At 73.4% G+C, this 18,407-nt stretch carries 18 protein-coding genes; 10 read left to right on the forward strand and 8 right to left on the reverse strand.

The features are described from left to right. The first annotated feature begins 49 nt into the window (after nt 1-49). Nucleotides 50-328, forward strand: a complete 279-nt coding sequence (locus IEY98_RS13450; protein WP_229786885.1) for an STAS domain-containing protein — start codon at nt 50-52, stop codon at nt 326-328. Here IEY98_RS13450 and IEY98_RS13455 read toward each other — a convergent pair. Then, nucleotides 317-937 carry a phosphoribosyltransferase gene (locus IEY98_RS13455; protein WP_189210758.1) on the reverse strand — a complete coding sequence of 207 codons (621 nt, stop codon included), beginning with the start codon at nt 935-937 and terminating at the stop codon, nt 317-319. The two genes, IEY98_RS13450 and IEY98_RS13455, sit on opposite strands and share 12 nt — an antisense overlap. Nucleotides 938-1,023: 86 nt before the next feature. On the opposite strand from IEY98_RS13455, the gene IEY98_RS13460 reads away from it, so the two are divergent. Then, entirely contained in the window at nt 1,024-1,806 is a 783-nt protein-coding gene (locus tag IEY98_RS13460; RefSeq protein ID WP_189210759.1) for a helix-turn-helix domain-containing protein, read from the forward strand. On the opposite strand, the gene nudC is transcribed toward IEY98_RS13460, so the two are convergent. Then, nucleotides 1,795-2,589, reverse strand: a complete 795-nt coding sequence (gene nudC / locus IEY98_RS13465; RefSeq protein WP_189210760.1) for an NAD(+) diphosphatase — start codon at nt 2,587-2,589, stop codon at nt 1,795-1,797. The two genes, IEY98_RS13460 and nudC, sit on opposite strands and share 12 nt — an antisense overlap. A 164-nt stretch (nt 2,590-2,753) precedes the next feature. Between nudC and IEY98_RS13470 the strand changes: the two genes are divergently transcribed. The 6 genes from IEY98_RS13470 to IEY98_RS13495 all read left to right on the forward strand — a co-directional run bounded on the left by IEY98_RS13470 (nt 2,754) and on the right by IEY98_RS13495 (nt 7,785). Beyond that, complete coding sequence (locus tag IEY98_RS13470) at nt 2,754-3,695, forward strand: GNAT family N-acetyltransferase (protein ID WP_189210761.1); 942 nt, start codon at nt 2,754-2,756, stop codon at nt 3,693-3,695. 86 nt (nt 3,696-3,781) lie between these two features. Next, complete coding sequence (gene fabG / locus IEY98_RS13475) at nt 3,782-4,537, forward strand: 3-oxoacyl-ACP reductase FabG (protein WP_189210762.1); 756 nt, start codon at nt 3,782-3,784, stop codon at nt 4,535-4,537. Continuing rightward, nucleotides 4,537-4,989 (forward strand): MaoC family dehydratase, encoded by a 453-nt coding sequence (locus IEY98_RS13480; RefSeq protein ID WP_189210763.1) that lies wholly within the window; start codon nt 4,537-4,539, stop codon nt 4,987-4,989. Before fabG ends, IEY98_RS13480 begins: the two co-directional genes overlap by 1 nt. Nucleotides 4,990-5,000: 11 nt before the next feature. Then, nucleotides 5,001-6,173 carry an acyl-CoA dehydrogenase family protein gene (locus tag IEY98_RS13485; RefSeq protein WP_189210764.1) on the forward strand — a complete coding sequence of 391 codons (1,173 nt, stop codon included), beginning with the start codon at nt 5,001-5,003 and terminating at the stop codon, nt 6,171-6,173. After that, nucleotides 6,170-7,189: an acyl-CoA dehydrogenase family protein gene (locus IEY98_RS13490; RefSeq protein ID WP_189210765.1), complete on the forward strand. Its 1,020-nt coding sequence runs from the start codon at nt 6,170-6,172 to the stop codon at nt 7,187-7,189. The genes IEY98_RS13485 and IEY98_RS13490 overlap by 4 nt, the downstream gene beginning before the upstream one ends. Next, nucleotides 7,186-7,785: a TetR/AcrR family transcriptional regulator gene (locus tag IEY98_RS13495; protein WP_189210766.1), complete on the forward strand. Its 600-nt coding sequence runs from the start codon at nt 7,186-7,188 to the stop codon at nt 7,783-7,785. The genes IEY98_RS13490 and IEY98_RS13495 overlap by 4 nt, the downstream gene beginning before the upstream one ends. A gap of 43 nt (nt 7,786-7,828) precedes the next feature. Here IEY98_RS13495 and IEY98_RS13500 read toward each other — a convergent pair whose 3' ends face one another. The 3 genes from IEY98_RS13500 to IEY98_RS13510 all read right to left on the reverse strand — a co-directional run bounded on the left by IEY98_RS13500 (nt 7,829) and on the right by IEY98_RS13510 (nt 13,038). Further along, complete coding sequence (locus IEY98_RS13500) at nt 7,829-11,461, reverse strand: NPCBM/NEW2 domain-containing protein (RefSeq protein WP_189210767.1); 3,633 nt, start codon at nt 11,459-11,461, stop codon at nt 7,829-7,831. 247 nt (nt 11,462-11,708) lie between these two features. After that, entirely contained in the window at nt 11,709-12,203 is a 495-nt protein-coding gene (locus IEY98_RS13505; protein ID WP_189210768.1) for a VOC family protein, read from the reverse strand. A 52-nt stretch (nt 12,204-12,255) separates the two neighbouring features. Further along, nucleotides 12,256-13,038, reverse strand: a complete 783-nt coding sequence (locus tag IEY98_RS13510; RefSeq protein ID WP_189210769.1) for a DeoR/GlpR family DNA-binding transcription regulator — start codon at nt 13,036-13,038, stop codon at nt 12,256-12,258. 172 nt (nt 13,039-13,210) lie between these two features. Between IEY98_RS13510 and IEY98_RS13515 the strand changes: the two genes are divergently transcribed. Continuing rightward, nucleotides 13,211-14,104 (forward strand): ROK family protein, encoded by an 894-nt coding sequence (locus IEY98_RS13515; protein ID WP_189210770.1) that lies wholly within the window; start codon nt 13,211-13,213, stop codon nt 14,102-14,104. A gap of 93 nt (nt 14,105-14,197) precedes the next feature. Next, nucleotides 14,198-14,539 carry a hypothetical protein gene (locus IEY98_RS13520; RefSeq protein WP_189210771.1) on the forward strand — a complete coding sequence of 114 codons (342 nt, stop codon included), beginning with the start codon at nt 14,198-14,200 and terminating at the stop codon, nt 14,537-14,539. A 39-nt stretch (nt 14,540-14,578) separates the two neighbouring features. Here the strand turns inward: IEY98_RS13520 and IEY98_RS13525 are convergent, their stop codons facing one another. The 3 genes from IEY98_RS13525 to IEY98_RS13535 form a co-directional block, all read right to left on the reverse strand. Continuing rightward, nucleotides 14,579-17,140 carry a bifunctional FO biosynthesis protein CofGH gene (locus IEY98_RS13525; protein WP_189210772.1) on the reverse strand — a complete coding sequence of 854 codons (2,562 nt, stop codon included), beginning with the start codon at nt 17,138-17,140 and terminating at the stop codon, nt 14,579-14,581. A 69-nt stretch (nt 17,141-17,209) separates the two neighbouring features. Further along, the gene (locus tag IEY98_RS13530) at nt 17,210-17,779 is read right to left on the reverse strand and encodes a DoxX family protein (RefSeq protein WP_189210773.1); all 570 of its coding nucleotides are present in this window, start codon (nt 17,777-17,779) and stop codon (nt 17,210-17,212) included. Nucleotides 17,780-17,794: 15 nt separating this feature from the next. Further along, nucleotides 17,795-18,298, reverse strand: a complete 504-nt coding sequence (locus tag IEY98_RS13535; protein ID WP_189210774.1) for a hemerythrin domain-containing protein — start codon at nt 18,296-18,298, stop codon at nt 17,795-17,797. Nucleotides 18,299-18,407 lie beyond the last annotated feature (109 nt).

Genomic DNA, 18,407 nt, shown 5'->3' on the forward strand with positions numbered 1-18,407 from the left:
AGGGGCACGCCGTGGCCGCATCCACACCCGTCCGGACGGGCGCGCGGCCGTGACCCACGCCGACCCCCCTCGCCTGCAGGGCGACGCCGACCTGCGCAACCGTCCCGACTTCGCCGAACTGCTGCGCGCGCTGTGCCGCCAGGCCGTCGGCGACGTCCACCTGGACCTGTCCGAGATGGACTTCGTCGACGTCTGGGGCGCGGTCGCCCTGGTCGAGGCCGCGGGCGCGCTGTCGGGCGGGGACCTGGTCCTGCACAACCCGCCAGCCGCTCTGCGGCGGCTGCTCGACCTGCTCGGCGCGCATCCCGGGCTGCGGCTAGAGCCCTAGCGCCGCGCGCACCTCCGCGTCGGTGACCTCGCCGAAGTCGGCGTACCACTGCCCGACGGCGGAGAAGCGGCGCGGCGTGTGGGCGCAGACGAAGGCGTCGGCCCCGAGCCGGGCGGCGGTGTCGCGGGGCGCGACCGGCGCGGCGACCACGACCCCGGACGCGCCCCGATCGCGGACGACCAGCACGGCGGCGGCCATCGTCGCCCCGGTGGCGATGCCGTCGTCGACCAGGATCACGACCCGGTCGGCGAGGTCGGGCGGCTCGGCGTCGCCGCGCAGGTCGGTCGCCCTGCGCGCCACGGCGGCGCGCTCGCGCTCGGCCGTGGCCGCCACGTCGGCCCAGGTGATGCCGAGGTCGGCGAGGACGCCATCCAGCCGGACCGTGACGCCCCGCTCCCCCACCGCGCCCACGGCCAGCTCGGCGTGCCCGGGCGCGCCCACCTTGCGCACGACGACGACGTCGAGGTCGGCGTGCAGGGCGGCGGCCACCTCGGCCGCCACGGGCACCCCGCCGCGGGGCAGCCCCAGCACGATCGGCCCGCACCGGCGCAGCGGGGCCAGCGACCGGGCCAGGACCCGGCCCGCCTCCGCCCGGTCGGCGAACCGCACCGCCCCAGTCTGCACCACCTCGGCCGCACGGGCTTTACCCCGGAGGTAATGGCCCGTCCGCATCCGGCTCCGTACCGTCGGAAGGCATGACAACAGCACAGGTTCCGGTGGGCACCCTGCTGCGGCAGTGGCGGGAGCACCGCAGGCTCAGCCAGGCCGATCTGTCGTTGCAGGCGGACATCTCCACCCGGCACCTCAGCTTCGTGGAGACCGGGCGGGCGCTGCCCAGCCGGGACATGGTGCTGCTCCTGGCCGAGAGCCTGGACCTGCCCCTGCGCGACCGCAACCGGATGCTGCTGGCGGCGGGCTTCGCCCCGCTGTTCACCCAGTCCTCTCTGGACGCGCCGAGGATGGACGCGGTCGGGCGGGCCATCCGGCGCGCCCTGCACGACCACAACCCGTACCCGGCGACGGTGGTGGACGGCTCATGGCGGATGGTCGACGCCAACGCCGCCCTGCACACCCTGTTGACGGGCATCGCGCCCCGGCTGCTCACGCCGCCGGTCAACATCCTGCGCGCCAGCCTGCACCCCGACGGGCTGGCGCCGCGCATCGTCAACCTCGCGCAGTGGCGCGAGCACGTGCTGTGCAGGCTGCGCCGCAAGATCGCGTTCACCGCGGACGAGTCGCTGGGCGAGCTGTACGACGAGCTGTGCTCCTATCCCGGCGACCTGCCGCGTCCGTCCCCGACGGCCGGGGAGGACGTGGTGGTGCCCCTGCGGCTGCGCGGCGACGACGGCGAACTGGCCTTCGTCGGCACGATCACCACGTTCGGCGGGGCGGTGGACGTCACCGTGTCGGAGCTGTCCATCGAGGCGCTGTACCCGGCGGACGAGCACACGGCCTCGGTGATGCGCTCACGCGCCTAGCCAGTCCGCGATGAGGAACGCCTCGATGGAGTCCGGCCTGCTCCTCATGGCGCGGACCTCGGCGCGGGTGAACCAGCGCGCCTCGGCGATCTCCTCGCCGTCCACCTCGATGTGGTCGCTGGCGGCGCGGGCGCGGAAGCCGACCATGAGGCCCGCCGGGAACGGCCACGCCTGGGAGGCGAGGTAGCCGACGTCGGCGACGGCCACCCCGGTCTCCTCGGCGACCTCCCGGCGCACGGCGTCCTCCAGGCTCTCCCCGATCTCGACGAACCCGGCGACGGCGGCGAACCCGGCGCCGCCGCGGTGGCGGGCGAGCAGGCAGCGGTCGCCGTGCTCGACCAGCGCGATCACCGCGGGCTCGATGCGCGGGTAGAGCTCGCGGGCGCACCCGGCGCAGACGCGCAGGTGCCCGCCGCGGCGCGGCTCGGCCTCCTGCCCGCAGGCGCCGCAGAAGCGGTGGGTGCGGTGCCAGTGCAGCAGGCCTCTGGCGTAGGCGAGCCGAGTGGAGTCCTCAGTGGACAAGCGGAGGTAGAGCGCCCGGATGTCGGTGGTCTCCTCCGGTTCGTCGGCGACGTCGACGGCGAACAGGGGCGCGTGGTCCACGCCGAGGAACACGGCGTCCGGGGTCACCGGCACGGTCAAGGGGAGCCCGTCGGCGACGGCGCAGCGGTCGCGCCAGAAGACCAGCGCGCGGGCGGCCGGGTCCTCGCGCGCCGCGGCCAGCCAGCCGTCATCCGCGCGCCGATTGCCCGCGCGGTCCAGGGCGAGACCCGTGTAGGGCACTGCGTGAGCGTCATTGATCACCCGCCCACCCTACGTCCGGCGGATGCCCCGGACCGCCAGCGCGACCGGCCCGTCCTGTGCCGTCGCCCACGTCCGACGGCAACGGGTTGCCCCCTGCGAAATGGGTTCGACGGTCTCGCGGCGGCCTGACACAGTGGCCCACCATGACCGTCGACCTGGTGACCGTCGCGGCCGTGCGGCGCATGCAGCGGCTGGCGCAGCGGATCACCGCCGCCCGGCCGGAACTGGTGAACAGCGACGCGTCGTTCGGCGAGCTGGCCTGGAACTGGGGCAGGGGGCACGCGGCCGACGGCGCGACGTGGCCGTGCCAGCTGTGGTCCCACGGCGGGGATCTGGTCGCCTGGGCTTGGGCGCACCTTCCGCGCCGGGTGCGGCTGAGCGACGGGTCCGTGAAGGACGTGACCGCCGCGTACCTGGCCTACCAGGTCCATCCCGAGCACGCCGAGCTGGTCGACGAGGTGATCGGCTGGTACGACGCCACGGCGGCGGGCATCGAGCGCACGGTGCTGCCCAGCGCCGCCGACGCGTTCGCCCTGGAGCGGTGGGCCGCGCACGGTTTCACGGCGGACCCGGCCGCGCTCGGCGACGCGGGCCGCTGGACCCAGCTCACCGAGCGGGACCTCGCCGACCTCGACCAGCCGGTGCTGCCCGCCGGGTTCCGGTTCCGCACGGCCGACGATGCCGGTCCGGAGGCCGCGGTCCAGGCCCACATCGACGCCTGGTCCCCCTCCTCCTACACCGCCGAGAGCTACGCGGGCGTCCGGCAGGCCCCGGGGTACCGCGGCGACCTGCACGTCCTGGTGGAGGCGCCGGACGGGACGATGGCGGCCTCGACGATCCTGTGGCTCGACGAGGCGAACCGGTCCGCCCAGTTCGAGCCGGTCGGGACGCATCCGGGGTATCGGCGGCTGGGGCTGGGCCGGGCGATGATCCTGCACGGGATGCGGCTGGCCAGGGCGGCGGGCGCCACCCACGCGACCGTCGTCTGCCTGGGCGCGCCCGCGCACGTCGCGGCGCGCGGCCTGTACTACGGCGTCGGGTTCCGGGAGTTGTCACGGGACGCGCCGCTCATCAAGGCGGGCTGAACGGCCTCGGACCGAACAGTGGACACCGATCGAACCGGCGAGTAGCTTGCTAAGCGCTTGCTTAGGTCGTCGATCGGAGGAGAGCCGTGTCCGAGTCCCGCACCGCCATCGTCACCGGGGCCGCCCGGGGGATCGGGGCCGCCGTGGCCCGCAGGCTGGCCGAGGACGGGATGGCCGTGGCCGTCGTCGACCTCGACGAGGCCGCCTGCGCGGGGACCGTCGAGGCGATCACCGCCGACGGCGGTACCGCGCTGGCCGTCGGGGCCGATGTCGGGGACACCGAGCAGGTGCGGGCCGCCGTCGCCCGGGTCGCCGAGGAGCTGGGCGCGCCCACCGTCCTGGTCAACAACGCGGGCGTGCTGCGGGACAACCTGCTGTTCAAGATGTCCGACGACGACTGGGACACCGTGATGACCGTGCACCTGCGCGGCTCGTTCCTCATGGCGCGGGAGGTGCAGAAGCACCAGGTCGAGCAGAAGTACGGCCGCGTCGTGAACCTCTCCAGCACCTCCGCGCTCGGCAACCGCGGCCAGGCCAACTACGCCACCGCGAAGGCGGGCCTGCAGGGCCTCACCAAGACGCTGGCGATCGAGCTGGGCAAGTTCGGCGTCACCGCCAACGCCATCGCCCCCGGGTTCATCGCCACCGAGATGACCGCCGCGACCGCGGCGCGGGTCGGCGTGTCGTTCGAGGACTTCAAGGCCGCGGCCGCCGCGGCGATCCCGGTCGGGCGGGTCGGCACGCCCGAGGACATCGCCGCGCTGGCGTCCTTCCTCTGCGGCCCGGAGTCCGGCTTCGTCTCCGGCCAGGTCATCTACGTCGCGGGCGGGCCGAGGAACTGATGCGGACATTCCACGGTCTCGACGACCTCAAGGCCGCCGTCGGCGAGCACCTCGGCCACGGCGAGTGGCTGGAGATCACCCAGGAGCGGGTCCGGGAGTTCGCCGACGCCACCGGCGACCACCAGTGGATCCACCTCGACGTCGAGCGCGCGGCCAGGGGCCCGTTCGGCGGCACGATCGCCCACGGCTACCTGACCCTCTCCCTGGTCCCGCTGCTCGGCCGCGGCATCTACCGCTTCGAGGGCTTCCAGGCGGGCGTCAACTACGGCCTCAACAAGGTCCGCTTCCCCACCGCGGTCAAGGTGGGCGCGCGGGTGCGGATGGGCTCGGAACTGCTGGAAGTGACCGAGGCGAAGTTCGGCGTGCAGGCGGTCTTCCGCCAGACGATCGAGATCCAGGGCGAGGCGAAGCCCGGCTGCGTCGCCGACGCCGTCGTCCTGCTGGTGCCGTGAAGGAGGCGACGATGACCGAGGAGGACCTGCTCCGGCGGGTGGCCGCGCTGCTGGCCGAGCACGACACCGGCGACCGGACGGCGTTCCTGCGCGCGCGGTTCGACGCCGGGCTGGCGTGGGTGCACTTCCCCGAGGGCCTCGGCGGCCTCGGCGCGCCGATCGCGCTGCAGCCCGTCGTGGAGCGCGCGCTGGCCGCCGCGGGCGCGCCGGACAACAACCCGCGCCGCATCGGGATCGGGCTCGGCATGGCCGCGCCGACGATCCTGCGGCACGGCACCGACGCGCAGCGGGCCCGCTTCCTGCGTCCACTGTGGACCGGCGAGGAGGTGTGGTGCCAGCTGTTCTCCGAGCCCGGCGCGGGCTCCGACCTCGCGGGCCTGGCCACCCGCGCCCGCCGCGACGGCGACGACTGGGTGGTCACCGGGCAGAAGGTGTGGACATCGTCCGCGCACACCGCGCGGTGGGCCATCCTCATCGCCCGCACCGACCCGGACGTGCCCAAGCACGCGGGCATGACGTACTTCATCTGCGACATGACCGCTCCGGGCGTCGACGTGCGGCCGCTGCGCCAGATCACCGGCGAGGCCGAGTTCAACGAGGTCTTCCTCACCGACGTGCGCATCCCCGACGCGCACCGCCTCGGGGACGTCGGCGACGGCTGGCGGGTCGCGCAGACCACGCTGATGAACGAGCGGGTCGCCATCGGCGGGCGGCCCATGCCGCGCGAGGGCGGCATGGCGGGCGTCGTGGCCGAGACCTGGCGCCAGAACCCCGAGCTGCGCACGCCCGAGCTGCACGACCGGCTGGTGCGGCTGTGGGTGGAGAGCGAGGCGCTGCGCCTGGCCGGGCAGCGGCTGCGCGAGAGCCTGGCCGCCGGGCACCCGGGCCCGGAGGGCTCGGCGATGAAGCTGGCCTTCGCCCGGCTGTCGCAGCGGCTGTCGGGCCTGGAGGTCGAGTTCCTGGCCGCCGACGGGCTGCGCTACGGCGACTGGACGATGCGCCGCCCCGACGTCGTCGACTTCACCGGCAACGACGCCGGGTACCGGTACCTGCGGGCCAAGGGCAACTCCATCGAGGGCGGCACCTCGGAGATCCTGCGCGGCATCATCGCCGAGCGGATACTCGGACTGCCCGCCGAGGCCAGGGTGGACAAGGACGTGCCGTGGAAGGACCTGCCGCGATGAGCCAGTCCCTGGTGGACACCGATGTCGAGACCCAGCTGCGCACTGCCGTCGCCGAGGTGCTGGAGGACAACCCGACCAAGGTCGACGACCTCGACGGCGCGACGGTGTGGTCGGCGCTGCGGGCGATGGGCGCGACCACGCTCCCCGTGCCCGAGGAGCTGGGCGGGCAGGGCGCGGGCTGGCGGGAAGTCGCCGTCGTCGCCGAGGAGCTGGGCCGGGCCGTCGCCCCGGTGCCGTTCCTGGGCTCGGTGCTGGCCACCGCCGCGCTGCTGCGCGCCACGGACGACCCGCACGCGGCCGAGGCCCTGCGCGGGGACGCGACCCTGGTGGTGCCGCTGTCGGCGTGGCCGGGCGGCCCGCTGCCGCACATCACCGTCGACGGCGACCGGCTGACCGGCACGGTCCGCAGCGTCGCCGACGTGCGAGGAACGCTCGTCGTCCCCGCCGACGGCGCGCTGTGGCTGACCGAGCAGGCGGACATCACGCCCGTGACGTCGCTCGACCGGACCCGGCCGGTCGCGGATGTGGAGTTCTCCGGCGCGAAGGCCGTCCGGGTCGCTGCCGACGGCGCGGTCGAGCACGCCCTGCGCGTCGGCGCCGCGATCCTGGCCGCCGAGCAGGTCGGCATCGCCGAGTGGTGCCTGGACACGACGGTCGCCTACCTCAAGCAGCGCTACCAGTTCGGCAGGCCGGTGGGGTCCTACCAGGCGCTCAAGCACCGGCTCGCGGACCTGTGGCAGGAGATCGTCCTGGCCAGGGCGGCGGCCAAGGCCGCCGCGGACGCGCTGGACACCGGCGAGGACGCCGCCCTGCTCGCCTACGCGGCCCAGTCGCTGTGCGCGGAGGTCGCGGTGCACGCGGCCGAGGAGTGCGTCCAGCTGCACGGCGGCATCGGCATGACCTGGGAGCACCCCGCGCACCTGTACCTCAAGCGCGCCAAGGCCGACGAGATCGCGCTGGGCACCCCCGGCCGCCTCCGGGTCCTCCTGGCCCCGCTCGCGGACCTGCCCGCATGACCGACCTCTGGCCGGACGTCCGCCCGGACGCGGCGCGGCGGCTCATGGCCGCCGCCGTCGCCGCGTTCGGCGAGCGCGGCTACCACGCCACCACCACCCGCGACATCGCCACCGCGGCCGGGATGAGCCCCGCCGCGCTCTACGTGCACTTTCCGTCCAAGGCGGCGGTGCTGTCGGCCATCAGCCGCAGCGGCCACGAGAAGGCGCTGGCCATGGTCACCGCCGCGGCGGCGGGCCCGGGCGACGCCGCAGCGCGGATGCGGGTCCTGGTGACGGAGTTCGTCGCCTGGCACGCCCGCAGGCACCGGGTGGCCCGGATCGTCCAGTACGAACTGACTGCGCTCCCCGAACCGGATTACGAGGCGGTCGTCGCACTCCGACGGCAAACGGACGCCGTGGTGCGCTCGCTGATCGAGGACGGGGTCTCGTCGGGGGTGTTCCGGGTGTCCGACATCCGCTCGGCAGCGCGCGCCGTGCTGTCGCTGGGCATCGACGTGGCGCGGTGGTACACCGCCGAGTCCAAGCCGGACCCGGAGACCCTCGGCGCGGACTACGCTGGCCTGGTGCTGGCCATGCTCGGCGCGGCCGGAGCGTAGGCCCATCGCCAGCGGGGGGCGGGCGGGCCCGCCCCCCACCCGGCTACGGCGCGCAGGTCAGCTTGGCTGACGCCCAGTCGCCGTGGTCGCTGCCGATGCCGTCGCCGCCGTCGGTGACCTGCAGGTCCAGGGTGCGGACGCCGGTGACGTCCACCTCGACCGGCAGGGCGGCCGACGTGCCGCGCAGGACCGGGGACACGTACCGCTCCGTGCCGTCGCCGACGACCTTGAACACCACCGAGCCGCGATCGGCCATCTCGTCGTCCACGCCGACGACGGCGGTGAAGCGGGAGCAGCGGCCGTCGAGGTTGACCAGCACCGACGACGGCGCGTGGACGCCGAGGCCCTTGGCGTGGACCACGCCGTCGACGGTCAGCGGGTTGCCGTCGCCGCCCGCGCTCTCGTTGTTGCTGCGGTCGCGTTCGACCGGGCCCCAGCCGTTGGTGGCGGTCATCCACTCCAGGTCGCTGACCCAGGCGTCGCCCTGGGGCGCGGGCGGACGCGGGCGGTCGTGGACCGTGGCGGCGAAGAAGCCGATCGTCGAGTTGGCGGGAAGCCGGACCGCGACCGGGGTCTTGCCGGGGCGCAGCTCGACCGTGGCGTAGAAGACGCGGTAGTCGACGTCGGTGTTGGCCAGCCCGGTCGGGGTGTGCCTGCCCTTGACCGACACCGCGAGCTTCGCCCCGCCCGTCCCGGCGTCCTGGAACGACCAGTTGGGGACCTGGAGGGCGTGGCTGGACTCGGTGCCGTCCTGGTAGCGGACGACGACCGTGCCCGTGGCGTTGGTGCTCGCGCCGGAGGCCAGGAACGCCAGGTGCGTGCCCGTGCCGGACACCCGGATCGGCGCGGTGACGCCGCGCACCGTGTTCGGCGTGCCCGGAGCACCGGTGGGCCAGGTGAAGGTCGCGCCGTTGGCGGTGACGGTGGCGCCCGGCGTGTAGCCCTTCTCGGCCAGCAGTTCGGCCGGGAAGCTGTTGCCGTCGCCGTCGAAGCCGCCGCGCGACACCGTCGCCTTGTCGGTCACGCCGACGACGTTCGCGGCCGCCGACATCGACCCGTACGGCAGCAGCGCGTTCGTCGCCGTGCTCACGGTGCGCTGGTGGCGTGCCCTGCCCACATAGCTCGCGTCGAGGTGCAGGGTCACGTCACCGGGCTTCACGGACCCGCCCGGCGTGATCGTGAACCGCGCGCTCACCCGCTGCCCGGGCTTGACCTCCGCGAACCGCGGGTTCCCGGTCGACGTCCAGCCCTCGGGCAGGCGCGGGGTCAGGCGCACGTCCCGCAGGACCGCGTCGCCCTCGTTGGTGAACGACGCCTCGACCTCGGTCGCCTCGCCCGGCGCGTTCCACAGCCCCGGGCCGGTCAGGCCCACGGCCGCGAACCCGTCGGCGACGTGCGGTCCGCCGCCGACGGAGCTGGCCCCGACCAGGGTCACCGTCGCGGTGCCGTCCGTGGGGACGGCGGCGGTCTTGACGCGCACCACTCCCCCGTCGTGGAACCAGCCCGTGTCCGCCGCGTCGTAGGCGGCCTTGGTCTGATGCCGGGTGAGCTTGCCGCCCATGACGACATGGCGCGGCGCGGTTCCGGTGTGGACGGTCAGCTCGTACGGGCGGGAGGCCGCCTTGCCCGCGAACGCGCCGACGCTCGCTCCGATGCGCACGGTCACGTCCCCGCGGTCGGCGACCGGCGCGGTGACGTCGAACCGCTGCGTCGCCGACGCGCCCTCGCGGTGCGCCCGGGTCACGCGGTCGTCCTCGTACAGGGTGAACGACGACTCGCCGTGCGGGTAGACGTCAAGGGTGAGCCGGTCGCCGGGCGCCTGCTGGGCGTGGCCGGTGATGCCCGCCTTCCACATCGGCACGACGGCGCCCGCCTTGACGAACAGCGGCAGCCGCTCCAGCGGCGCGTGGTAGCCGTCCAGCGTGGTCGGACCCCGGTGGACCCGGCCGCTCCAGTAGTCGACCCACAGGCCCTCGGGCAGGTAGATGCCGTTCTTGACCTCGCCGGCGTCCCACATCGGCGCGACCAGGAACTCCCGGCCCGCGAGGAACTGGTGCTTGGTGGTGTCGTCCCAGGTCTTGGGGTCATCGGGGTACTCGAGGATCAGCGAGCGGTTGATCGGCGCGCCGGTGCGGTGCGCCTCGGCCGCGTAGGAGTACAGGTACGGCAGCAGCCGCTCGCGCAGCTGCAGGTACTCGCGGTTGATCGCGGTGTAGGGCTCGCCGTAGGCCCACGGCTGCTTGAACTTCGGCGTCGACCAGCCGCTCATCGTCATCAGCGCCGGGGTGAAGGCCTTCCACTGCAGGTCGCGCACGTAGCTGACCGCCGACCCGCCGAAGATGCCGTCGATGTCGCCCGCGGCGTAGGCGATGCCGGAGTTGCCGGAGCCGTGGATCGCCGGGATCTGCCAGGGGATGTTGGCCAGCGTGCCGCTGTGGTCGCCGGTCCACTGCACCGCGCAGCGCTGCGCGCCCGCCCAGCCCTCGACCATCCAGGAGTAGCCGCGCGCGTCGCTGTGCTGCTCGATGCCGCCGTGCGCGGTGTCGCACGCGCTGAGCGCGTGCCGGTAGCCGGCACCGACCCAGGCGACGTCGAGCTTGCGCACCCGCACGCCCGCCTGGCCGACCTCCTCGGGCTGGCGGTCCAGGCTGGACTCGGTCCACAGGCCCATCTGGATGCCGCGCTCGCGCAGGCCGTCGCCGGTCTCGACCAGGGCGTCGATGTCGCGGACGCCCACGTAGCCCTCGACGCCGCCCGGGTTCTCGACGAAGGCGTCCCGGTCCTTGGAGTAGCCGCAGCCGTAGTCGTCGTTGACGAGCATCCAGCCCGCGGGCATCCGCTCGTCCTTGAACCGCTGCGCGATGGCGACGGCGTCGGTGGTGATCTCCTTGTCCGGGTGGTACTTCCAGTCGTTGGCCGGGTCGGGGTCGACGCCCGCGCGGTAGTGGCCGCGGTTGTAGCAGTCGGAGTCGCCGTACTCCATGCCGTAGATGGGCGGGAGGAACGGGCGCCCGGTCAGCTCGGTGTAGCGGTCCAGGGAGGTCTTGAGGTCGCCGACGAAGAAGTAGGCGTCGAACCGGCGCTCGTCGTGCGTGGTCCGCACGGGCTCGGTGAAGGCGTAGCGGCCGGGGGCGAAGGTGTTGCGCAGGACGCCGTAGCCCGCGGTGCTCATGTAGTACGGGGACGCGTTCGGGTTGCCGCCGTCGTCCCAGTCGAAGTCCCGGGTGATGCGGATGGTCTGCCCTCGGTGGGAGAACCGCCCGTTCTGCATCCCGCCGCCGACGAACTGCTCGGTCGCGCCCCTGGTGAGGGTCTGCGTGGCCGACTTGTCCGTCCAGGACAGCGGCGCGGTCTCGGCCCAGATCCGCCGCCCGCCCTGGTGCAGCGCGAACCTCAGCGGGTCCTTGTACGCGCGCACCTCGGCCTTGCCGGTGCGCAGCGAGTAGTAGTCGCCCTTGTCCTCGGTCGTGACCTCCGGCGTCGGGTAGTCCCGCTTGACCACGATGGTCGACGCGGGCGCGTCCGGGTCCTCGGGCGCGGTGCTCGCCGGGTCGCTGAACTCGCCGTCGGGGGCCAGCCACAACCGGAACACGTCGTCCTTGAGGAACACGACCCGCACGGCCGCGTCCCCCGCCCTCAGCGTGACCGTCCCACCGTCCACGGCGAACCCGGTCACCGCCCCGAGCCGATCATCACCTTCCGCACTCGCGGGCGTCCCGACCAGCGGAACAGCGAGCGCAAGGGCGGCCAAACCAGCCACCCACCGCGTTCTCTGACTAAAGATGCTCACAGCGGCCCCTCATTGAGCATTTGTGGACATAGTGCGCCCTTCTTAGCGCATGAGAGTGGCCGCTGTCACTACCCCGGACAACACTGAGCCGGGACCACCGTCACGGCGGTCCCGGCTCAGCGGGTGGATCGGGTCAGACCACGGGCTCCCCGTACATCACGCCCAGGGGGTCGGAGATGAGTTCGATGCGGGCGCCGTCCGGGTCCTTGAAGTAGATGGACGTGCCGCTCTCCTCGACGTACTCCACGCCTGCCGCGTCCAGTCGGGACTTGGCGGCGGTCCACTCCTCGGGGGTGGTCGAGATCGCGATGTGGTGCAGGCCGCCCAGGACCTCGGCGTACGGGCCCAGGTCGAGGCCGGGGAGGTCGAAGAACGCCAGCGCGTTGCCGTTGCCGACGTCGAAGAAGAAGTGGGTCGAGCCCGGATAGTCGCGGTTCTCCACCACCTCGGTCAGCGGGAACCCGAGCACGCCCTGGTAGAAGTCCACGGTTCGGCGGACGTCGCCGGAGATCAGGGCGGTGTGGTGGATTCCCCGGGCGGTGGTGCGCGCCGCGCCGCGGAGCAGTTCGGCGCGCACGGTGTCGCGGGTCTGGGCGTACTCGGCGATCTGCGCCTCGGTCAGTGCCATGGCGGCCTCCTTCGCGACCGCCACGCTACGCCGAGATAGTTGACGCGTCAACTCACACCGTGTGCACCTCGACGCCCTCGGCGGTGAAGGCGGCCAGTGCCTCCGGGGACGCCCCGGCGTCGGTGATGAGCAGGTGCATTGCCGCCGTCGGGCAGATCTGGGCGAAGGCGTGCATGCCGATCTTGGAGCTGTCCGCGATCACCGCGACCCGCCGGGCCCGCTCGGCCATCAGCCGGTTGATGCTCGCCTCGCCCTCGTTGTGCGCGTAGGCCCCGTCGGCCGGGTCCACGGCGTCCACCCCGAGGAACACCAGGTCGAGGGTGATCTCGTCGAGGATGCGGGTCGCCAGCGGGCCGATCAGCTCGAAGGACTGCGGCCGGGCGACGCCGCCGGTCACGACGATCTTGACGTGCGGGCGCACCGCGAGCTCGTTGGCGATGTTGAGCGCGTTGGTGACCACGGTCAGCGCGGGCTCCTCCGACGCGCTCAGGTCCGGCCGGATGGCCAGCGCCCTGGCGATCTCGGTGGTCGTCGTCCCGCCGTTGAGCCCCACCACGGACCCGCGCGCGACCAGCGCGGCGGCCGCCTTGCCGATGCGCTCCTTCTCCGAGGCGTGCCGGGCCGTCTTGTAGCGCAGCGGCAGGTCGTAGGCGACGTTGTTGGCCACCGCGCCGCCGCGGGTGCGGGTGAGCAGCTGCTGCTCGGCCAGGTGGTCGAGGTCCCGGCGGATTGTGGCGGCCGACACACTCAGCTCCTCGGCCAGGTCGTCGACGTCGACCTTGCCCCGCTGCCCCAGGATGTCGAGCAGCGTGCTCAGACGCTCGTACCGGTCCACCGGCCACCTCCGTGTTCCGCGCATGACTGCCGCGCGATCATGCGCGTTGCTGCAAAGTATCGTCCAAGGGCCCCAAGGACAAACGCCCGGAACGCTTGGCAAGCCGTGTTTGATCGCGCAAGATTCTGCACGCGCGCGAGCGCTCGCGCGCACGGGCTGGGAGAGGACGGTCATGACGCACGTGGTGGCGGTGGACGTGGGCGGCACGTCGGTCAAGGCGGCCCTGGTCGGGCGCGACCTGGCCCCGGTGGCGACCCTCCGCGAACCGACCAGGCGCGTCGCGGGCGCGGTCGACATCGACCACATCGCCTCGATGATCACCCGCCTTGCCGACGGCGCGGCCGTGGCGGGCGTCGGGGTCGCGGTGCCCGGGGTCGTCGACGACACCACCGGGCACGTGGTCACTGCCGTCAACCTCGGCTGGCACAATCTGCCCCTGCAGACCGCGCTGTCCTCCCTCACCGGGATGCCGCTGAAGGTCCGCCACGACGTGCGGACCGGCGGGCTGGCGGAGTTCACCGTGGGCGCGGCCGCTGGCGTGGCCAACGCGGTGTTCCTGCCCATCGGGACGGGCATCGCCGCCGCCTTCCAGGTGGACGGGCGCCCGCTCGTGGCGGGCGGGTACGCGGGCGAGATCGGGCACCTGGTGGTGGACCCGGGCGGCGCGCCGTGCAACTGCGGGGCCCTGGGCTGCCTGGAGACGCTGGCCGCCGCGCCCGCGGTGTCGCGGCGCTACGCCGAGCGGACCGGCCGGACGGCCACCGCCGCCGAGGTCGCCGCCCGGCTGGAAGAGGGCGACGCCGACGCGGCCGCGGTCTGGGCGGACGCGGTCGCGGCCCTGGGCGCCGCGCTGGCGGCCGCGGTGGCGATGGTCGGACCCGAGGTGATCGTCCTCGGCGGCGGCCTGGCCGAGGCGGGCGACGCGCTGGTCGGCCCGGTCCGCGACGACCTGCACGCGCGCCTGACGTTCCAGCGCAAGCCCGCCGTGGTCCGGGCGGCGCTGGGCCAGGACGCCGGGCGCGCGGGGGCCGCGCTGCTGGGCTGGGAGGCCGCGGACGGGGCATAGGCCGTCACCCACCTGGTCCACGCGCGGTGTCAGCCGGTCCCGGGCTCCGTACCGTGGAAGGTGACCTTTGACGGTCTACTGAGGGGATCGGACATGAAGCGCATCCTGGCCAAGATCGGTGTGACCGCGGCCGTGGTCGCGGGGACGACCGTCGTGCTCGCCTCGCCCGCCTCCGCGGCGCAGTCGTGCACGTCGCTGTCGGGCCCGGCGGGCGGCAGCCTGCCGCTGTGCAAGACGTGGAACTGGGACGGCAACGACTACGACGGCAAGTGGTGGACCAACGGGCCCTCCTCGCTCCCGTCGAAGAGCTACCTGCAGCGGTACGAGGACGGCAACGTCTACAACTCGTCGTACTCCGGCAGCTACAACGACCGGAGCAAGGTGCACTTCCGCATCTGCGACAGCCTCGCCAACCGCTGCACCGGCTGGTGGTGACCTGACGGGCGCGCGGGCCCAGGCCCGCGCGCCCACCGGTCAGTCGGCGATCAGCGGCAGCAGCCGCTGGTTCCACACCCCGTCGTGGGCGCGGGCGGTGTCCAGGCGCTCGTCGTCGACGATCCCGTAGGTCGTCGTGCGCTGGCGTGACGGCCTGCCCGCGGCGGTGGCCAGCGACTCCAGGTCGGCGATCGTCTTGTAGCTGCCGTTGTCGCTGCCCGCCATGCGGCTGATGGTCTCCTCCATCAGCGTGCCGCCCAGGTCGTTGACGCCGCCGCGCAGGACCTCCACCACGCCGTCGTCGCCGAGTTTCACCCAGCTGGTCTGGATGTTGGCGATGTGGCCGTGCAGCAGGATGCGGGACAGCGCGTGCACCGCGCGGTTCTCCCTGCGGGTCGGGCCCGGCCGGGCGATGCCCGCGAGGTACAGCGGGGCGTTGGTGTGCACGAAGGGCAGCAGGACGAACTCGGTGAAGCCGCCGGTCCGCGACTGGATGTCGGCGATCAGCTTGAGGTGGGCCACCCAGTGCGACGGGTTGTCCACGTGCCCGTACATCATCGTCGAGGTCGTGGGGATCCCCAGCGCGTGCGCGGTGGTGACCACCTCGATCCACGTCGCCGCGGGCAGCTTGCCCTTCGTCAGCACCCAGCGGACCTCGTCGTCGAGGATCTCCGCCGCCGTGCCCGGAAGCGAGTCCACACCGGACTCGCGCGCCCGGACCAGCCAGTCCGAGATGGACAGATCGGTGCGCGCGGCCCCGTTCACCACCTCCATCGGCGAGAAGGCGTGGATGTGCAGGCCGGGGGCCCGCTTGCGGACCTCGGCGGCGATGTCGAAGTACGCCGTCCCGGGCAGGTCGGGGTGGATGCCGCCCTGCATGCACACCTCGGTCGCGCCGACCGACCACGCCTGCTCGGCCCGCTGCCCGACCTGCTCCAGCGACAGCGTGTACGCGTCGGCGTCCGTGCGCCGCTGGGCGAACGCGCAGAACCGGCAGCCGGTGTAGCAGACGTTGGTGAAGTTGATGTTGCGGGTGACCACGTAGGTCACCTCCTCGCCCACCGCCTCGCGGCGCAGGTCGTCGGCCAGGGCGGCCAGGGCCTCCAGCTCCGCGCCCTCGGCGGCCGACAGCAGCGTCAGCGCGTCCGCGTCGGACAGTCGCGACAGGTCGCGCTCGGCGTGGCGCAGCGCCGTGGTGAACTCCGGCCGGACCACGCCCGCGATGCCGGACGACCCGGCCGAGGCGTCCACGGACGAACGCAGTTCGGCCCAGTCGCCGTACACCGAATCGAAGTCGTCGCGGCGGTCGCCGGTGCGGCCGTCGGTGTCGATCTCGGTGTGCAGCTCGGTGCGCCCGGAGCCGTCCATGGCGACCTCCGGCTCCTGCCACGCGCGGCCGACCGGGCGCGCCCCCTCGATCGCGAGGCCGGACGCGTCGGCCAGGGCCGCGACGTGGCCCGCGACGCGGGGGTCCAGCCACGGCTCGCGGATGTACTCCGGGTACACCGTCAGCCGCTCGGCGAGCCGGAAGCCCGCCGCCGCGGTCTGCGCCGCCAGTTCGTCGATCTGCGGCCAGGGGCGCTCGGGGTTGACGTGGTCGGGCGTCAGCGGGGACACACCGCCCCAGTCGTCGATGCCCGCACGCAGCAGCAGGCCGTACTCGCCGCCGATGAGGTTCGGCGGGGCCTGGATGCGCGCCTTCGGGCCCAGCACCACCCGGGCGACGGCGACGGTGGCGGCCAGCTCGGCGGCCTCGGCGTCGGGCATCCCGCGCATCGCCGTGTCCGGCTTGGCGCGGAAGTTCTGGATGATGACCTCCTGCACGCCGCCGTACTTGCGGGCGACGGACCGGATGGCGAACAGCGACTCCACGCGCTCGGCGAGCGTCTCGCCGATCCCGATCAGGATCCCGGTGGTGAACGGGACCGAGCTGCGGCCCGCGTCCTCCAGCACGCGCAGCCGGACGGCGGGCTCCTTGTCGGGCGAGCCGTAGTGCGGCCCGCCCGGCTCCGACCACAGCCGGGTGGCGGTGGTCTCCAGCATCATCCCCATGGACGGGGCGACCGGCTTGAGCCGCTGGAAGTCGGTCCAGGTCAGCACGCCGGGGTTGAGGTGCGGCAACAGGCCGGTCTCCTCCAGCACCCGGATGGCCATGGCGCGCACATAGGACAGCGTGTCGGGGTAGCCCGCGGCGTCCAGCCACTCGCGCGCCGCGCCCCACCGCTCCTCGGGCCGGTCACCGAGGGTGAAGAGGGCTTCCTTGCAGCCCAGCTCCGCGCCCTTCCTGGCGATGTCGAGCACCTCGTCGGGGCTCAGGAACGGCGCGGGCAGCCGGTGCGGGACCGTCGCGAAGGTGCAGTAGTGGCACCGGTCGCGGCAGAGCCGGGTCAGCGGGATGAACACCTTGCGCGAATAGGTGATGACGCCCGCGCGGTCCACCGCGGCCAGGCCAGCGTCACGGACCCGGCTCGCGGTGGTGAAGAGGTCCTCCAGGTGCTCGCCGCGGGCGTGCAGCAGCACCTCGGCCTCCACCTGGTCGAGCGCGACCCCGTCCCGGGCTCGGCGCAGCGCGCGGCGGATGGCGGACTCGGACGGGGTCACGGCACCTCCCGGGAAGCGGACTCATCCTCAACCTATAGCGTCCGCTCCCCGGAATGGGTGACCCGAGGGTCAGGGCAGCACGTCCGCGAGTGCTTTGCGCGCGCGGCGCGGCGCGGCGGCCACCGCGCCGCCGACGGCGCCGCCGGTGTCGTGCGCCCACTCGCCGAGGTCGTGCATGTGGTTCTGCACCGTCCGACCCGCGCGGCGGGCCCGCCAGCCCAGCGACGGCCTGCCCTCGGTGTCGGCGACGGCCAGCATCAGCCCGCCGAGCAGCCCCGCGTTCTTCAGGAAGTGCTGCAGCTGCTGGTTGCGCTGGCCGGGGTCCTTCTCCGCCCAGAACTGGTGGGCGGCCAGCGTCGTGGGCAGCAGGCTGCCGGACAGCAGCAGGGCCGCCAGCCTCGGCATCCGGTTGGTGGCCAGCATGATCCCCGCCACCACCTTGACCGCGCCGTCGATCTTCACCAGCGTCACCGGGTCGGTGGCCAGCTGCTGGGGCACCCGGTCGCCCGCCTTCGCCGCGGCCTGGTCGAGCAGGGGCTTGGCCGCCTCCGCGTGCGCCTCGGGCGCGCGCAGCGCCTGCACCCCGCCCCAGACGAAGATGCCCGCCAGCATGGGTCGCGCGATCCTGCGCAGGATCATTGCCTCTGTCCTTCCCTAGTCCACTCGATCCTTGGTCCGCTCGACGAGTTCCCTGACGTACTCGACCGTCCCACAGCCCGCGTCGACGCGCCGCTCGCGCTCGGCGGCGAACTGCTCGCCCAGCTCGGCGCGGCGCTCGTCGGAGACGGTCTCGCGGGCGTCGTTGAGGATCGTGCGCTCTTCCTCGTCGAGGTGGTGGTTGATGGCGGTGACGAGCTCCTCGAGCTTGCCCTCCCACTCATCGGACTCGGTGTCCTCGACCTCCATGAGCGCGAGCAGCGCCATGTTGCCCTCGGTGTGCTCCTCGGCGCCGTGGTCGATCTCGTCGTCGTCGACCTGCTTGTAGCGGCGCAGCGCCGGGTAGACCTTGGCCTCCTCGGCCTCGGCGTGCGCGACCAGCAGGTAGGCCAGCTCGTCGAGCGCCTTGGCCCGGTCCGCGCCGCGGTCGCGCAGGGTGCGGAACAGCTCCTCCATGCGCCGGTGGTCGGCAAGGATCAGTTCCACGACGTCAGTGGTCATCGTCGGTTCTCCCAGGGTTAGCCGGTCCTGTGCGGGGCATACCCCCGGCGGGCGCTACCCAATCCCTGCTCACCGACGGTGATCGCCGATCAACCCGATCGGCCGCTGT

The sequence above is a fragment of the Actinokineospora fastidiosa genome (genome assembly GCF_014648415.1).
Classification (GTDB): Bacteria; Actinomycetota; Actinomycetes; order Mycobacteriales; family Pseudonocardiaceae; genus Actinokineospora; species Actinokineospora fastidiosa.

Coding starts and splice junctions, on each gene's coding strand:
- IEY98_RS13460 (WP_189210759.1), top strand. CDS start 1,024: ATGACAACAGCACAGGTTCCGGTGGGCACCCTGCTGCGGCAGTGGCGG.
- IEY98_RS13470 (WP_189210761.1), top strand. CDS start 2,754: ATGACCGTCGACCTGGTGACCGTCGCGGCCGTGCGGCGCATGCAGCGG.
- IEY98_RS13480 (WP_189210763.1), top strand. CDS start 4,537: ATGCGGACATTCCACGGTCTCGACGACCTCAAGGCCGCCGTCGGCGAG.
- IEY98_RS13485 (WP_189210764.1), top strand. CDS start 5,001: ATGACCGAGGAGGACCTGCTCCGGCGGGTGGCCGCGCTGCTGGCCGAG.
- IEY98_RS13490 (WP_189210765.1), top strand. CDS start 6,170: ATGAGCCAGTCCCTGGTGGACACCGATGTCGAGACCCAGCTGCGCACT.
- IEY98_RS13495 (WP_189210766.1), top strand. CDS start 7,186: ATGACCGACCTCTGGCCGGACGTCCGCCCGGACGCGGCGCGGCGGCTC.
- IEY98_RS13505 (WP_189210768.1), bottom strand. CDS start 12,203: ATGGCACTGACCGAGGCGCAGATCGCCGAGTACGCCCAGACCCGCGAC.
- IEY98_RS13515 (WP_189210770.1), top strand. CDS start 13,211: ATGACGCACGTGGTGGCGGTGGACGTGGGCGGCACGTCGGTCAAGGCG.
- IEY98_RS13520 (WP_189210771.1), top strand. CDS start 14,198: ATGAAGCGCATCCTGGCCAAGATCGGTGTGACCGCGGCCGTGGTCGCG.
- IEY98_RS13530 (WP_189210773.1), bottom strand. CDS start 17,779: ATGATCCTGCGCAGGATCGCGCGACCCATGCTGGCGGGCATCTTCGTC.
- IEY98_RS13535 (WP_189210774.1), bottom strand. CDS start 18,298: ATGACCACTGACGTCGTGGAACTGATCCTTGCCGACCACCGGCGCATG.